We start from the raw sequence: 16107 nt of genomic DNA on the forward strand, positions 1-16107 counted from the left end.
ACAGGGTTCTTTATGAACTATAATTATATTCTAATACTATTAACTTCTAGCAATGGAGCGGAATAGACCTTTTCCCCAAATGAGCGTAAGAGCCAAATTAATTGAGCGATGCCTTTTTTATCTTATTCTAAATTATCTATCGCGTATTGCGCTTCTTTCGGAGTGAATTTTTCCCCGTATTCCGAAATCAATTGATCGTAAATAGCCGAATCTGACATACTCATAGTTTCTGCATATGTTTGTGCCTTTTTTAATGCATTTTCTTTCCAATCGAATACAAAGTTATCGATAGCATATTGAGCGGCTTCTGGAGGGAAATTCTCTCCATATTCAGAAGTCAACTGTTCGTAAATGCCTGCCTTTGACATGTGCATAGTTTTCGCGTACGTTTCCGCTTTCTTTAACGCCGATTTATGTTCCCTAGGGACACTTTCCTCTTTTGCCTTGGCTTCCTCTTTAGCTTTTTGTTTAGCCTCCGCTTTAGCTTTAGCTTCTGCATCTTGTTTTGCTTTTAACTCAGCAGCTTCTTTTTCTTCTGCTTCTTTTTTCGCGATTTCTGCTTTATCTTCTTCCGTTAATTCTGGTTTAACTTCTTCTGGTTTATCGACTGCTGCAACTTCAATTTTTTTTGGCTCTTCTTTTTCTGTGGAAGGAGTAGTGATGCCGAATCCGACAACCGAAACGAACATGACAGCTAACGAGATTCCAGTCCGCTTTAAATGTATCTTACGTTTTGTATTATCATTTGTGATTGCCGAAATGATTGTTCGTATGGCGAAAAAAGCAAGCGAAAACATCGAGATGGCAAAAATGATTAAAAATAAATTATCCATAATTAAACCTCCAATATATTCTGATAGTTCTATAGTACGACATATTAGGATATTTGGCTATATGTGGGTAAAAGAAAAACAGACAACTGTAATTAGTTATCTGTTACTCATCATCTGTGGAAGACGAAGCGAAAATAGGCGTACTGTGCCTTTCTATAATTGGTTGTTGTGGTAAAGAAAACAGTCACCTTCTATAATAAGTAAGTTGCTTCTTTGTTATAATAGTTCATGTAAGATTAACCGTAAATTCCTTATAAATAGAAAGGTGGGTACAATCATGCTTTCTCATGTCTTCAATACATGCTTCATTAAAATACGTTTTTACTCACATGACAATATCGGCTCTGGTGGGATTTCATTGCCAGCAGAGGAATTGCATACGACTTCCACCTGGTTGACGTTCGATGTTCAAAAAGGATGGACGGGGGCGGGACTAACCGATGCGATGACGGGTGCCGCTTATGCAATCCAATCGTTCATCCCACTTTTTGTGCGGTGTGATCGGACGGATATCCATGTTGTTCTACAGGTTAAAGCAGTTCATACTGGGAAGCCTACGATTTTTATTTATGACAGTTATCCGGGTGGCATCGGGTTAAGTGAAAAGCTATTTGAACGATGGGAAACATTGTTGAAACAAGCGGCTGAACATGTTTCGGGTTGCCGCTGTGAATCGGGTTGTCCGGTTTGCATCGGCGCACAGGAAGCTGGTATGGGGATGAAGCAAGATGTTGGGTCGCTCCTTGGAATTCTTGCGGGAGGTGAACGGAATGTCTTATGAACAGAAACTGATGCAGATGAAAAAGTTGCTTAAAAAGACAGATGCCAAGGTCGTTGTAGAGCCGAAAAAGGAAACTACTCTGCCACTGCCACCATCATACGAAAAAGAATGGCTCGCTGCGGGTTTGACGAAAGAGTTGAATTCTCATGGCATCTTCTATCAACGAATTGTTAACTACGATATGGATTATATGCATGGCAACGTCTCGCTGTCTGGACTAAAGTCAACGTTAGAGGACTGGCGTAAATCTGGGGAAAATCATCCGTTGGCACCAGATTCTTCGCAACGGCTCTTGTTTTTCGATACGGAGACGACCGGACTTAAAGGTGCGGGGACATTGATTTTCCTGATGGGCTTCATCGAGCAGACTGACTCCTCTTTTAAACTAACCCAGTATATCTTGCCCGGACCCGACCATGAAGTAGCTTTTCTTTACGCATCAGGTCTATGGGAAAGGCCGTCAACACTTGTAACGTATAACGGCAAAAGTTTCGATATCCCACAAGTCGAAACGCGGTGGACAATGAATAGGGAAATGCTACCGCCTCTTTTGAAACATACCCAGATTGACTTGTTACATGGGTCGAGAAGGATTTGGAAAGGTGAAATTGCCGCATTTCGATTGCCTCTCATTGAGGAAAAGAAACTAGGTTTTCTTCGGGAAGGGGATATTCCTGGACATATGGCGCCGATTATCTACCAAGATGCGGTGAAAAATGGGCGTCCCGAACTCCTTATGAAAGTACTCTTACATAACGAATGGGATATCCTTTCACTTGTTGCACTTTATATTCGGTCTACCGATTTATTATTAAAAACGGATTATCCAGAATCGGCAATCACGCAAACGAATATTGGGAAATGGTTTGCTGATTTGAAGTCATATGACAGAAGTAAATTGATTCTTGAAAGTTCCATCGCTGAATTTGGTTTGCATCATCCTGTGACACATTTTCATTTAGCGTTCATTTTAAAAAGGGAGAAGAATTATATAGACTCGCTTTCTTCGTTTACAATCGCTGCAACAGGGCTTGACGGCAGAGAAAGAATCATCGCTTTGGAGGAATTAGCAAAACTGTATGAGCATAAGGTAAAAGAGTTGGAGAAAGCTTTGGAGTCTACAAAAGAAGCGAAACGTCATTTACGGGAGGAATCCAGATTAACAGAACATTTCCGGAAACGATTGAGCGATAATTTCTTAAGAAGGGAAATAAGAATACGAAGAAAATTATTTCCTGGGGAAGCGCATGAACCGACAAAAAAACTAGTCTAAATCCGATTTAATAGGACAAGAGCGGACAGCATATGTTATAATTAGGCGTATGTAAACAGAGATGGAAGGGCGATTTTATTGGACACAAAACTAGATTCAAAAACAATTCTTGAAAAAGAATTCAAGACGGGTCTTCGTGGCTACAGCCAAGAAGAGGTCGATCTCTTCCTTGACGATGTCATCCATGATTATGAAGCTTTCAAAAAAACAATTTTAGAGTTACGAAGTGAAAATGCAAGGTTGCAAGAAGAGTTGACGGCAGCTGAAAAAAGACCATCGGCGGGAAGTGCGGGTACGACGAACTTCGATTTATTAAAACGGATTTCTAATCTGGAGAAGCATGTATTTGGTAGCAAGCTCTTCGATCAAGAGTGACAGTTAAGCAAGAATGTGAACATCAATATTGTAAATGAAGTGAAGATGCGGTATACTAGCAATACCATAGTGTTAATTTAGGTAATCGCTGCAACGCTTGACGTTGTAGAGGAAAGTCCATGCTCACACGGCTCTGAGATGACCGTAGTGTTCGTGCTCGGCGAAAGAATAAGCCGTGGCTTCGCGCTTGCGCGTAGACGGCGGGAATAAGTCCTAAGTTTGAGAAGGTTTACCTTGTTGAATATGGATTAGGTTCCCTGAACAGTGCCACAGTGACGTAGTCGGCTCGGAAACGGGTCGAATGGAACGCGGTAAACCCCACGAGTGAGAAACCCAAATTATGGTAGGGGCATTCTTCTGAAGGAAATGAACTGATGAAGGAACAGACGCTTGTCTGTAGATAGATGATTACCACCCTAAGTACGAGGCGTAAGCCGTTTGAGTACTCGGGAACAAAACATGGCTTATCGAATTTCCTATGGTTTTATTGTACTAACTGATGCTCTCCTATATTTATTGTGGAGAGCTTTTCTTTTGGAAATTGTCCAAGAAGTTTAAAACGCTTGGAATTTGAACATATATATAAATAAATGATTACGTATTAAAGAGAACCGTTTGAGATGGTTGATTGAATTGGAGCTGGAAATGTATGAGTGAATATAAGTTGGTTGCGACGTCTGCAATGGGACTCGAGTCCATTGTAGCGGATGAAGTAAAAGAGCTTGGATTCAAAACGACGACGGAAAACGGCAAGGTCTATTTCCATGGAGATGAGTCGGCGATTGTAAAAACAAATATGTGGCTTCGTGTGGCTGACCGCGTCAGAATCGTTGTAGGGGAGTTTCAAGCAAAAACATTTGATGATTTGTTTGAACAGACAAAAGCACTTCCATGGGAGCGATTTTTGTCAGTCGATGCAGCGTTTCCAGTTGCGGGAAAATCGGTGAAGTCGACATTATTTAGTGTGTCGGATTGTCAGGCAATCGTGAAGAAAGCGATTGTCGAACGGTTGAAAATTGCTTATAAGAGAGTCGGTTTTCTTGATGAATCGGGCCCTATGTATAAATTGGAAGTATCAATTTTAAAAGATAAAGTGACTTTGACAATCGATTCAAGCGGAACGGGCTTGCATAAACGTGGATATCGTATCGGACAAGGGGATGCACCGCTTAAAGAGACACTTGCGGCAGCACTCGTCAAGTTGACACGTTGGAAACCGGACCGGCCGTTTGTAGATCCTTTTTGCGGATCTGGAACAATTGCGATAGAAGCAGCTATGATTGGACAAAACATCGCACCAGGATATAATCGTGATTTTTTGAGCGAACAGTGGCCGTGGATTGACAAAGCCATTTGGCACCGGTTAAGAGAAGAAGCAGAGGATACTGCGAAATATGATCAGCCTCTTGCTATCACTGGTTATGATTTTGACCCGAGAATGATTACGATAGCGCAGGGAAATGCTGCGGAAGCCGGTTTCATGGATTTAATCAAGTGGGAACAATGTGATGTGAGAGATTTGAAGCTGGATGGCATAAATGGTGTCATGGTCGGAAATCCGCCATACGGTGAGCGTCTTGGAGAAGTTGAAGACGCGGAGGATATCACGCAAATACTTGGACAGGTTATGAAAAATTACCCTTCTTGGTCAGTTTACATGTTATCCTCATTAGAAAATTTCGAAACGATGTATGGCAAGCGAGCAACGAAGAAGCGGAAGTTGTTTAACGGGTTCATTCGGACGGATTTACATCAGTTCTGGGGACGACGTCAATGAGTAGAAAAGTGCGGAAGAGGGATATTCCTCTTCCTTTTGCATGTGTTTCAGAGAGGAGTGTCTTATGAAGAAAAAAATGCCATTCCCTTTATCGAAAGAAAAATCGTTCTACGATTCTTTGAACGATTGGATAGGGGACACATTATATGATGATTTAACGGAAAAAGGTTTCGAATGTCGTGATGAACAAATTTTTATGGCGTTTCAAATTGAGCAATCGTTGAAAGATAAAAAGGTTCTTTTCGCTGAAGCGGGAGTCGGGACCGGCAAAACAATTGCTTATTTACTTCCGGCAATTGCCTATGCACGTTATACCGGAAAACCGGCACTTATCTCATGTGCCGATGAAACGCTCATCAACCAACTTGTGAAACAAGACGGTGACATCCGTAAAATAAGTGAAGCGTTGGATTTGGATATTGATGTCCGCCTTGCGAAAGCAAGAGACCAATACCTTTGTTTGAAGCGCCTGGAAGAAGCGAATAATACGATTGACGATGATTATATGGATATCGTTCAAGATAGCCTTCCAGAATTCGTTCACGGCAACGCATCACTGCAATCAATTCGGCCCTATGGTGAACGGTCGGATTATCCCGAACTAAGTGACGAACAGTGGAAATCGGTGAATTTCCATCCGATTCAGCAATGTGAGGCCTGTGATGTTCGGAATCGATGCGGACAGACGATTCACAGGAATCATTATCGCGAGGCAGTGGAAATCATTATTTGTTCACATGACTTCTATATGGAACATATTTGGACGAAGGATTCACGTAAACGTCAAGGGCAATTGCCTTTATTACCGGAAGTATCGATGATTGTATTCGATGAAGGGCATCTTCTTGAATATTCAGCGCAAAGGGCTTTGACTTACGAAGTGCAGAGTAGCACATTGTTGAAATTGCTTGAACGCATTATGGTTGACGGCATTAGGGATAAGACGCTTCAATTGATGGAAAACTTAATCGAAACGCATGATGCTTTTTTCAAATTACTTGATGAATATGCGGATACGACAATTAATGAACGAAAAGCAATTGAAAAAGCACCGGAACTTCTTGGTATCGGCAAAGATGCGGTGAAGTTTTCGAATGCGCTGCTTGAAGAATTTGTTTTCGATGCAGAATTGTATATCATCCCAGAATATGATTTGAAAATTGTTGAAGAATATCTCGATCAATATATATTTTCTATGGAATTATTTACATCTGAAAATGATGCAGTTGATTGGCTTGAAGATCGCGGTGGCGAGACAACGCTTGTTATTATGCCACGTCTTGTGACTGATATTTTAAGAGAAAAATTATTTTCATCAAAAACGCCAATTGTTTTTTCATCTGCAACATTATCGATTGGAGAAGATTTCTCTTACTTGGCAGATGGACTTGGAATTCAAGACTTCCTCTCGTTTTCTGTGGATTCGCCATTTGACTATGATGAAGTAATGGAAGTGTTTGCGACAGATGTCGAGCAGGGTGGGAAAGCACAACAAGTACTTGAATTGCTTGAAGATGATAAGCAGACGCTTATCTTGTTCAAATCGGAATATGCGATGAATCAATTCAAAGCACAAGTACCGGTAGCCTGGGCAGGGCGTATTGCTTTTGAGGGTGAAAGAGAACTGTCTTCAATAGTCCGTGACTTCCAAGAACAGAAAGTATCGGTCCTTTGTTCGTATCACTTATGGGAAGGACTCGATATCCCTCAGGATGCACTAACGCGTGTTATTATCCATGACTTGCCGTTCCCACCTGCGGATCCACTGTTTGACGCAAGAAGAAAACATGCGACTGATCCGTTCCGCGAGGTAGATTTGCCGTTCATGCTACTTAGACTACGTCAAGGTGCTGGGCGTCTAATCCGGACATCTGCTGATTCAGGAACTATTCATTTATTGCTTGAAGGCGATGAGCAGGCGATGAAGTCTGAAATTGAAGGGGTCTTCCCAGTCAAAATGAAAATGACAGTTTAACAGCGAAAGGCTTTCCTTATTTTAAGGGAAAGCCTTTCCGGGTATATAGAAGTTAACTTGATTATGGTAAAATAAAGACCACTCAATTATCAAAGGGGGAACTATTTTGACAACAGAAGAAAAATTCATGGCATTATTAAAAAAGATGAGCGCTTATTCGGAAGCATTGAATATTATGTACTGGGATATGCGTACAGGTGCACCGAAAAAAGGGATTTCCACAAGGTCGGAAGCGGTTGGTACATTGTCATCTGAACTTTTTAAGATGAGTGTGTCCGAAGAAATGGAAGGCTATCTCAAGAAGTTAGGAGACAGGATGGAATCGCTCGATCCGGTCATGGCAAAAACAGTTGCAGTGGTGCAAGAGGAATTTGACCAAAGTAAAAAAATCCCTGCTGACGAATACCGAGAATACGTTGTCCTTAGCTCGAAATCTGAGTCGGTATGGGAAGAAGCGAAAGATAAAGTGGATTTTGAAATGTTCCTCCCTTATCTTGAAAATATGATTTCATCTACTAAAAACCTGATAAATTATTGGGGTGTGAAAGATGGGAATCCATACAACACACTTCTCGATAAATACGAACCTGGATTGACAACGGACATTATTGATGAAGTGTTTGGTCAATTGAAAGAAACGATTGTACCGCTGGTGAAGAAGATTTCCGAAAAGAATAATCAGCCAGATACATCTTTCTTATTCGCACAATTCCCGAAAGAAAATCAAAAAGTATTTAGTCATGAAATCTTGAAGCAACTCGGCTTTGACTTTGAAGCGGGCCGTTTGGATGAAACGGTTCACCCATTTGCGCTGGGCATTACTATTCGTGATGTTCGTATTACGACGAGATATGCTGAAAATGATTTCCGTTCTGCAATTTTTGGCACAATCCATGAATGTGGGCATGCTTTGTATGAACAAAATATCGATTTGGAACTAGAGGGTCTTCCAGTAGCTGATGGAACGTCAATGGGAATCCACGAATCACAATCACTGTTCTATGAAAAGTTTATTGGACATAATGAAAACTTTTGGAAGTACAATTTTGATTTGATGAAAAAACATTCACCCGAACAGTTTGAAAATGTTCCATTGGATGATTTTCTACGTGCAATTAACTTTTCGAAACCGTCTCTCATTCGACTTGATGCAGACGAATTAACGTATGCACTTCATATAATGATTCGCTATGAAATTGAAAAAGGATTATTTAATGGTGATATTGAAGTGAAGGATTTACCACAAGTTTGGGGTGATAAATACGAAGAATATCTTGGTATCCGTCCTGAAAATGATGGTGAAGGCGTACTCCAGGATGTTCATTGGTCAGCGGGTTTGTTCGGATATTTCCCGTCGTATGCCTTAGGATTTATGTACGCAGCACAGTTTAAAGCTGCGATGCTAAAAGATATTCCTAATTTCGATGAGCTTTGCCTAAGAGGGGAATTCCACTCAATCCTTGATTGGTTAACTGAGCATGTTCATAGGTTCGGGAAATTGAAGAAGCCACTTGAAATTCTTCAGGATGCGACAGGGGAAGGGCTAAATGCAAAATACCTAGCCGATTATTTATTTGACAAGTACACAAAACTCTATAATTTGTGAAGGGATCGAAACATAAATGCCAGAATTGGATGACTATCTGCAACAAGCTGCAACATGCGGTCAGATTTTTAAACTGAATAATGATGAGGAACGTTTTCAAAAAACAACCCTATTCGCGAAAAAACTCATAGATAAAGAATATACAATCGGATTTGCCGGTCATTTTTCTGCCGGTAAATCGTCAATGATTAATGCGTTGACAGGGCAAGATTTGTTGCCCTCTAGTCCGATCCCGACAAGTGCTAATATCGTGAAAGTGCTTAAGGCTGACACAGATTATGCCATTATTCATCGCACGGATGGTACAGCAGTGAAATACGGAGGCCACGGCTTCCCGGCTGCTGTTAAATCCTTCAGCAAGGATGGTGTAGCTGTATCGCTTGTTGAAATTGGCCATAGCGCTTCTAACTTGCCCGAAGGAATCACTGTCATGGATACGCCTGGAGTCGATTCGACAGATGACACTCATAGACTATCAACAGAATCGGCCCTTCATCTCGCAGATCTCGTCTTTTATACAATGGATTACAACCATGTCCAGTCGGAATTGAATTTCCGTTTCACGAAAGAGTTATTGCGTTATAACGATAACGTCTATTTAATCATCAATCAGATTGACAAACATCAAGACAGCGAATTGCTATTTGCTGATTTCAAAAAGTCAGTTGAAGAATCTTTCAGCATGTGGGGTGTAGTTCCAAAAGGAATATTCTACACTTCATTGAAAGACATGGAGCATCCTTATAATGATTTCAAAGAAGTAAAATCAATTATCGATGGCTCAATGGAAAATTGGCAAACGCATTTCATCAGTAACGTCAAACAGACAGTATTGAAACTGAAGGACGAACATATTCAGTTTTTGAATGAAGAGATTGAAGAGCGGAAAAATACATATTCGGAAATCGTTTTGGAAGATGAATGGGCTATGACAAATGAACTTCAAGAGGCGGCTTCCGAATCGAAAAAAATGCTTACGCTCTTATCGGGAGATGCGTTTTCCAATGCATTTGAAGAAAGTCGAAATAGTCTTCTTGAAGGCGCTGCAATTACGCCGTATGAAACGCGTGACCTATTGAAAAATCATTTAGAATCGCTGTCATCTCGCTTCAAAGTAGGGCTATTATTTGGTGCGAAAAAAACAGCCGATGAAAAGTTGCGTCGGAAAAATGTACTTATGGAAAATATCGGTCAGCTAGTCCATGCCCAAATTGAAGTCCATTTGAAATCACTTATGAAGAAAACATTGAAAGAAGCAGGCGTTTTATCGGATGAACGGTCGCTTGCAATCGACGGCATGGATATGACTGTACCATTTGATGCGATTGAAAAAGAATTCAACGTGTCAGATGTCATTACAGGCGATACTGTCCTTAACTATTCTGAACGGATGAAAGCGACAATCCAAACTACTTTCAGACGGATGACGGATGATTGGAAACATGGAATGTCACTCATCGTATCAAAAGCAGGGAACGACAATGCCGGTATGCTTGAGCAGAAATTGCGTCGGTTGAATGAAAAACTGCATGCAATCAGACAAGTCGAGGAAATCGAAGAACAAGTAGCGAAGATTGAACATGAAATTTTAAATCCTTCGAAGGAAATTAATGAAGGACGTACGATGCTGCTTCAACAGTGGACGACACAGGAAAAACTTCAACTAATCGAATTCGATGAAGAACAGGTTGAATTGATTGTGGAACATAAAGTCGAGCAGCAAGAAAAAAATAGTCAGCAACCCAGGGATTCCGATACAACAGATTGGGAAGCAGTTGTCAGTCAAGCAGTCCATGTCGCGAATGCGGTTGAAATTATACCGGGCTTCATGGAAACGGCTGAATACCTACGGAAGAAAGCGGGGCGGCTTGATGGTCAAGAATTCACAGTCGCATTGTTCGGGGCTTTTAGTGCTGGAAAATCATCATTTTCAAATGCGTTGATTGGAGAAAAAGTATTACCTGTTTCACCAAATCCCACAACTGCTACCATCAATCGTATCCGGCCGATTTCTGAGGGCAAGGAAAGTGGCACTGCCGATGTTGTTGTGAAAACAGAAGAGCGGATGACAGAAGATGTTGTTCGTTCATTCGAAGCGATAGGCATTGTGGCTAGTTCACTACAAGAAGCCTTCCAAAAAGTGGATGAGGCATTAGATGCTGAAGTGAGTAATGAGAGTCTTCATGTTCATAGAGCATTTATCAGTGCGTTTAAAAAAGGGTATCCGACGTACCGGGATGCACTCGGCACAATTATTAAAGTAGAGCGGGATGAATTCGTCAAATTCGTCGCTGAGGAAGATCGAAGTTGTTTCGTCGATTCGATTGATTTCTATTATGATTGCGAATTAACACGTAAAGGAATAACCCTTGTAGACACACCTGGGGCAGATTCTATAAATGCGCGTCACACGGACGTTGCATTTGAGTATATCCGTAACGCCGATGCAATTTTGTTTATCACCTATTATAATCATGCATTTGCTAGGGCGGATCGTGAGTTCCTTGTCCAGCTAGGACGGGTGAAAGATGCATTCGAACTTGATAAAATGTTTTTTATTGTCAATGCGATTGACCTCGCTTCCAATGAAGAAGAGGCAGAAGCAGTTAAAACGTTTGTTGGGGATGAACTACAGAAATTCGGTATCCGGAATCCAAGAGTCCATGGTATTTCAAGTTTGCGGGCACTTGAAGCAAAAGTGCAGCAGCGTAAAGATCAGTTTATGGCACCTTTTGAAGAGGAATTCCATGATTTCCTTGAACGTGATTTAAAAGGGATTGCGGTGCAAGTACTTGAAGAAGAAACCGTGAAAACGATTGAACGGCTATCGGCGCTCATCTCCCGCACTGAACTGAATCGGACACGAAAAGTGGAGAGAGCTACAGAGTTGAATAAGTTGGAAGAAGAAATTCGTCAACATTTCACATATAACTTTGCTGAAGTGTTAACGAAAGCTGCCCACGATGAATTGAGTGAACTGATTTACTATATCTTACAACGTGTGTTTTTACGTTACGGTGATTTCTTCAAAGAGGCCTATAATCCATCCACCTTTGTTAATAAATCAGCGGATAATGCTTTAACGGCAGCACTTGCTGAAATTGTACAAATGATTGGGTTCGACTTGACTCAAGAATTGAAAGTAACAAATTTACGTATGCTTAACTTCATGAAAAAGCAGCTGAATGAACGGCAGCGACTTGAAATCTCGTCATTGAATGAAAAAGATGGTTCTATCGCTCCTTCTCCATATGAGGCTAAAGATGCCGATATGCTAACTTTTGGATTCCCGTACGCAGATTCAAATGTCTATGGTAGTGTCAATAAATTATTCAAGAATCAAAAAGCGTTCTTTGAAAAAGGGGAGCGTGATGTGTTGAAAGACCGTCTTGAAGAACTGTTGAAGCAGGACGCCTCTATTTACCTTGGAAATGAAAAAGAGCAGGTTGAAAACTGGGTTAATCGCTGGATTGACGGTGAGGCAGAAGGATTAAGATTACATTTGCTGAAAGAAAGCCTAAGCCAGCTTGCTTTAGAAAAGTCCTTGCTCGAAGGGACTGAACACCTTGATGAATGGCGTGAGGTATACGGGAAAGTGAAACTTTAATCGAAGGAGCTGATTTGATTGGTTAACGTATTTGTTTCTGTACAAGATGTGGAGTTCGGTAAAACCAAATGGATAGATACCCGTTTTTCATTGCAAGATATAAATCAAGGCAAAGTGAACTATTCGGAAAGTCATGTTTCGGGCTCAGTGTATTGGGATCTCTCGCGCGATTTATCCGATATGACGAAATCGGAAGGTAGACATCCGATGCCAGACAAAGAGGCGTTAACGGATCTATTCAGAGAGAGCGGCTTGGAAATTAATGATCACATTGTTGTTTACGATGCTGGTGGAAGTCCATTTGCAGCCCGTGGTTGGTGGCTTTTGCAGTATGCAGGTTTTAAAAAAAGTTTTATTGCGCTTGAAGGATTTCAAAAGATGATAGAAATCGGAATTCCTGTAGACAATGCCACTCCGAACCTCATTCAAACTTCTGTAGTGCCTATTTGGGATGAAAATATTTACGCATCCCGAGAGTTCGTTGAGAAAATAGTTGCGGGTGAAGCGGCTAGTACTTTAGTAGATGCGCGTTCAGCAGAACGATATCGCGGTGAAACAGAGGCAATTGATCCAATTGCAGGACGGATACCAGGGGCGTTGAACTTTGACTGGGACCGTCTGAAAAAAGAGGGTCTCTATCGAATGGATGACTCTGTAAAGATAGAGTTGACGAACACTATGAACCCTGCCGAAGAGGTAACCGTCTATTGTGGTAGTGGGGTGACCGCAGCGCCTCTTTACGCGATGCTCACACATAATGGTTTTGAGAATGTACGCTTATACGTGGGTAGTTACAGTGATTGGATTTCGAGAGAAAATGTAGAAGTGGATAAAGGCTGAGGATTAGTAAGATATATCATTCTGGAGGCAGTAAAAATGGAGTACGCGATTCTGGGAGATATTCATTCATCTAAAGAAGATTTAGAAAAAGTGCTTGCGGATATTTCGGATAAAACACCAGATGCTGTTCGAATCGGAACTGGAGATTTATTTGAATGCATCATTAGTAAAAAGGATATCACGGATAAAAAATATACGAAGCTTGAAGATGTCATGATACTACCTGAAGATTTTTTAGAATTGTTGACGTTTGAATCCGTAAATGGCAATCAGGAAGAGCGTATTCTAGCGATAACAGAAACAGAAGATCCACTACGTGAAAAACTGGCCTTATTGCCGGAAACGTTTGAAATAGGCCACTCAAAAGTCATCCATGGTCATCAGTGGGAGTGGGGTGGAGAACCGTGGGCGCTGATACGCGCAGATGTTTCGGGATCCCTCGTTTTTTACGGTCATAGTCATACTTCAGCGTTATCTCGCAATGGAATCCCGCAAGAAATTGAATTCAACGTGCCCTATGAAGTCGCAGGTGATAAGATTCTCGTCAATGTAGGGGCTGTTGTTCAGGATTGTGAGTGGGTGTTGTATAACTCGGCAGATGATACGGTAACATTTATAAAGGCTTGATAAAATGGACTGAAGAGTGAATTTCCTTCAGTCTTTTTTATGGATTGCTTCTCTCGCAAGTGCGTCTGCCGAACGGTTTTCATTATCTGGAATCCACTTGATGAAAAACAAATCAAACGTTTTAGTGATGGCAATAATTTTTGAAAGATATTCGCTATAAATTTCATTTTTAACAAATTCTTTTTCTACTGCTCTAACAACTAATTGTGAATCAGAACGGGCTGAAACGATACCGTTTGTTAGTTTAGCTGCTTCCTCAACTCCGCGCAATAGCGCTTGGAATTCGGCCGAATGGTTATCGGTTGGTTCAATCGACTCTGAAAATTTCAAATGATGGCCTTCACCCTTTATAAAAATGCCAATTCCACTTTTCCCTGGATTTCCAGCACTCGCTCCATCTACGTATAATTCAAGCAACTGTTATCACCTCAATAAATTTAGTTAGTTGCATCAGATTGCAATGCATATTAGAATGAATGAATTATGTCGATTGGAAGTTGTTGTGAATAAAAACACAAAATAATATCCCGTGGCATTAGGCGCCAGCGGGATGTGCTTATCAATCATTCATCTCCGAGTTTTAAGACATTCGCTGCCTGAGGACCGCGATTTCCTTCAGTGATTTCAAAGGATACGGCTTGCCCTTCATCGAGCGATTTAAAGCCTTCTGATACAATACCGGTAAAGTGGACGAACACATCTTCTCCGTCATCCGCTTCGATGAAACCATAGCCCTTATCGTTACTGAACCATTTCACTTTTCCCTGGTACATGTAAACTCCTCCTCGGCGATTCGATGTCCCATCCATCTAGTGCATGGATGCATTAAACTATACACGAATCGACAAGGAACGTCAATTGAATGCCTAAATTTTCAGACGCATTTTACAGTGAAAAAAGAGGAGAGATTGCATGCAAACCCTATATGATAAATGCAAAAATAGCGTTAAAGAGGTTTACAATAAATTCGATGCAAGTCACGACTTCGCACACATCGAACGTGTACTGAAAAATGCGCACGAAATAATGGCCAAGGAATCGTCCGTAAATAGGGAAGTTGTCCTTCTAGCCGTTCTTTTACATGATATTGATGATGCGAAATACAAATCAGATGAAAATCCTTCCGTTGCTGAAATTCTACAACAAATCGAAGCTAATGAAGAATTGGCAAAGAAGGTAGTGTCTTGTATAGAATGTGTGTCATTTAGCGGAGGCAATGCGAAGGAGTTGACATCCATCGAGGGGGCCATCGTTCGTGATGCGGATAGGCTTGATGCAATTGGCGCAATCGGGATTGCACGCACATTTGCTTTCGGCGGTGCAAGGGGAAGAAAATTGTATGACTCAGGCGAGCAAGCAAGAATGGGCATGACAGAGGAAGAATACCGAACCAAAAATACAACGTCTGTTACGCATTTTTATGAGAAAATGCTATTATTGAAAGACTTAATGGTGACGTCTGAAGGGAAAAGAATTGCACAGGAGAGACACGAATTTATGGTTGGCTTTTTGGAGCAATTGAACAAGGAAGTCGGATTGTGATTTTGTCTATATATTCGGCATTATTAATCTAGAATTCACCGGTACAATGAACAAATCTAGCGCAGGAGCGACAAGTGTGAGCCGAAGCAATGAGACTGATAGTGGTTTTCTATCAGGCTTATTGCGGGAGGCCATCACCAAGCGACGAAGTGGGGCTACAGGAACTCTATTTTTCCAGATGTTAAGTGCCGAGTATATAGCTTCAAAATGTAGACATTTAACAAATTAAAATAATTATTTTTTTGGGGAGTAAAACGGTGAAGTAGAAACTATTTATTGAAACCAAACGTCTTATCATACGACCGTTTAAAACGATGATTATAATCAATGGAGTACAGGATTTAATAATAGGTTACCGTCGCAACACAAGTATGATGATGGTTATAGTGGAAATTCCGATGTGTATACCAAAGAATGGTTTGTTGACTGGATTCAAGGATTTAACGTAGCAGCCGACAAAGATGACATGTATATCCTCGGGATTTTTAGAAAAGAAGACGGTGTGAACATAGGTAAAGTTGAATTAAGCACAATTCTTCGTAGGGATTATGACTGGGCGATGATGGGCTACTCTATACATAATCAATATTTTCAGCAAGGCTACGGAAAAGAAAGTGTCAAAGCGACAAGTGAGTTATTTTTTAATGAATTGGATTTCCATAGAATAGAACTACATATTAATGTAGACAATGAACCGTCCAAAAGGTTGGCTGAAAGTGCCGGTTTCCGCTATGAATGCACTAGAGAATCATTTTCATATGAGGATGAGAAATGGACTGATTTCCTAATCTACTATAAGAATCGAGAACAAAAGAAACATCGATAGGACTGTTCTGAATTACCACGAAACAATCTTTCGCAAGCTCTGATC

Annotated in this window: 13 protein-coding genes, 1 other RNA gene and 1 pseudogene; 12 read left to right on the forward strand and 3 right to left on the reverse strand. The window is 41.0% G+C overall.

All coding sequences use genetic code 11. From position 1 onward, the window contains the following. Positions 1-122: 122 nt before the first annotated feature. Positions 123-623, reverse strand: coding sequence for an Ltp family lipoprotein (locus H4683_RS03580; protein ID WP_476715132.1), 501 nt, complete (start codon positions 621-623; stop codon positions 123-125). 487 nt (positions 624-1110) lie between these two features. Here H4683_RS03580 and H4683_RS03585 point away from each other — a divergent pair, with 487 nt between their 5' ends. The 10 genes from H4683_RS03585 to H4683_RS03630 all read left to right on the forward strand — a co-directional run bounded on the left by H4683_RS03585 (position 1111) and on the right by H4683_RS03630 (position 13694). Beyond that, positions 1111-1614 carry a Zn-binding domain-containing protein gene (locus H4683_RS03585; protein WP_192597476.1) on the forward strand — a complete coding sequence of 168 codons (504 nt, stop codon included), beginning with the start codon at positions 1111-1113 and terminating at the stop codon, positions 1612-1614. Further along, a complete protein-coding gene (locus H4683_RS03590) occupies positions 1604-2887 on the forward strand; it encodes a ribonuclease H-like domain-containing protein (protein ID WP_192597477.1) in 1284 nt (427 codons plus the stop codon). Before H4683_RS03585 ends, H4683_RS03590 begins: the two co-directional genes overlap by 11 nt. A 72-nt stretch (positions 2888-2959) precedes the next feature. Beyond that, positions 2960-3262 (forward strand): cell division regulator GpsB, encoded by a 303-nt coding sequence (gpsB, locus tag H4683_RS03595; RefSeq protein WP_192597710.1) that lies wholly within the window; start codon positions 2960-2962, stop codon positions 3260-3262. Between the two features lie 73 nt (positions 3263-3335). After that, an RNA gene (gene rnpB / locus H4683_RS03600) (RNase P RNA component class B) lies at positions 3336-3734 on the forward strand. Positions 3735-3911: 177 nt separating this feature from the next. Then, a complete protein-coding gene (locus H4683_RS03605; RefSeq protein WP_192597478.1) occupies positions 3912-5039 on the forward strand; it encodes a THUMP domain-containing class I SAM-dependent RNA methyltransferase in 1128 nt (375 codons plus the stop codon). Between the two features lie 64 nt (positions 5040-5103). Further along, positions 5104-7014 (forward strand): ATP-dependent DNA helicase, encoded by a 1911-nt coding sequence (locus tag H4683_RS03610; protein WP_192597479.1) that lies wholly within the window; start codon positions 5104-5106, stop codon positions 7012-7014. 127 nt (positions 7015-7141) lie between these two features. Continuing rightward, positions 7142-8620: a carboxypeptidase M32 gene (locus H4683_RS03615; RefSeq protein ID WP_192597711.1), complete on the forward strand. Its 1479-nt coding sequence runs from the start codon at positions 7142-7144 to the stop codon at positions 8618-8620. Positions 8621-8636: 16 nt separating this feature from the next. Beyond that, positions 8637-12227, forward strand: a complete 3591-nt coding sequence (locus tag H4683_RS03620; RefSeq protein WP_192597480.1) for a dynamin family protein — start codon at positions 8637-8639, stop codon at positions 12225-12227. An 18-nt stretch (positions 12228-12245) separates the two neighbouring features. After that, positions 12246-13067, forward strand: coding sequence for a sulfurtransferase (locus tag H4683_RS03625; RefSeq protein WP_192597481.1), 822 nt, complete (start codon positions 12246-12248; stop codon positions 13065-13067). Positions 13068-13103: 36 nt separating this feature from the next. Continuing rightward, positions 13104-13694, forward strand: coding sequence for a metallophosphoesterase family protein (locus H4683_RS03630; RefSeq protein ID WP_192597482.1), 591 nt, complete (start codon positions 13104-13106; stop codon positions 13692-13694). A 27-nt stretch (positions 13695-13721) separates the two neighbouring features. Here H4683_RS03630 and H4683_RS03635 read toward each other — a convergent pair whose 3' ends face one another. Together H4683_RS03635 and H4683_RS03640 are read right to left on the reverse strand one after the other, a co-directional pair. Continuing rightward, positions 13722-14111, reverse strand: a complete 390-nt coding sequence (locus tag H4683_RS03635) for a ribonuclease HI family protein (RefSeq protein ID WP_192597483.1) — start codon at positions 14109-14111, stop codon at positions 13722-13724. 146 nt (positions 14112-14257) lie between these two features. Next, positions 14258-14467 (reverse strand): cold-shock protein, encoded by a 210-nt coding sequence (locus H4683_RS03640; protein ID WP_192597484.1) that lies wholly within the window; start codon positions 14465-14467, stop codon positions 14258-14260. Between the two features lie 139 nt (positions 14468-14606). Between H4683_RS03640 and H4683_RS03645 the strand changes: the two genes are divergently transcribed. Further along, positions 14607-15236: an HD domain-containing protein gene (locus H4683_RS03645; protein ID WP_192597485.1), complete on the forward strand. Its 630-nt coding sequence runs from the start codon at positions 14607-14609 to the stop codon at positions 15234-15236. Positions 15237-15529: 293 nt separating this feature from the next. Beyond that, a pseudogene (locus H4683_RS03650) lies at positions 15530-16062 on the forward strand (GNAT family N-acetyltransferase). Positions 16063-16107: the final 45 nt, after the last annotated feature.

Source organism: Sporosarcina limicola (genome assembly GCF_014873855.1).
GTDB lineage: Bacteria > Bacillota > Bacilli > Bacillales_A > Planococcaceae > Sporosarcina > Sporosarcina limicola.